Annotated in this window: 1 pseudogene; it reads right to left on the bottom strand. The window is 73.1% G+C overall.

The features are described from left to right. Positions 1 to 832 (bottom strand): annotated as a pseudogene (locus MCAG_RS26780) (ketoacyl-synthetase C-terminal extension domain-containing protein); the annotation flags it as partial.

Here is an 832-nt window from a genome sequence, read left to right as displayed (position 1 = left end):
CGGGCGGCACCACACACCACCGCCCGATGCTCAAACACCGAACGCCCAGTAGCCAACGAAAAACCCACATCCCGCAGGTCCCGCTCCGGCTCCTCATCCAGGAAATCGAGCAACCGCTCCGCCTGAGCCCGCAACGCCCCCGCACTACGCCCCGACACCACCCACGGCAACGTACCCGCCACAGCCGGCCGCCCCGCCGGAACAGGCTCAGGCACCTGCTCGATGATGACGTGGGCGTTGGTGCCACTGACTCCGAACGAGGAGATCCCGGCGCGGCGGGGGTGCCCGTGCTCGGGCCAGTCGACCGGCTCGGTCAGCAGGCGCACCGCGCCGGACGACCAGTCCACCTCCGCCGACGGGCTGTTGACGTGCAGGGTGCGCGGCAGTTCGCCGTGCCGCATGGCGAGGACCATCTTGATCACGCCGGTCACCCCGGCTGCGGCCTGGGTGTGGCCCAGGTTCGACTTCACCGATCCGAGCCACAGCGGACGCTCGCACTCCTGGCCGTACGTCGCCAGCAGCGCCTGCGCCTCGATCTGGTCGCCGAGCCGGGTGCCGGTGCCGTGCGCCTCGACAGCGTCCACATTGGCCGGAGTGAGGCCGGCGTCGGCCAGCGCCCGGCGGATCACCCGCTGCTGGGCCGGGCCGCTCGGCGCGGTCAGCCCGTTGGAGGTGCCGTCCTGGTTGACCGCGCTGCCGCGCAGCACGGCGAGGACCGGGTGGCCGTTGCGGCGCGCCGCGGACAGCGGCTTCCAGCACCAGGCATCCCGGCGCCCTCGGACCAGGCGTCCCGTCCGCGTCCGCGGCGAACGCCTTGCACCGGCCGTCCCGG

The sequence above is a fragment of the Micromonospora sp. ATCC 39149 genome, assembly GCF_000158815.1.
Taxonomy (GTDB): Bacteria; Actinomycetota; Actinomycetes; order Mycobacteriales; family Micromonosporaceae; genus Micromonospora.
Note: the sequence above shows the minus strand (reverse complement) of the source record. Positions and strands in the feature narration are given on the sequence as shown.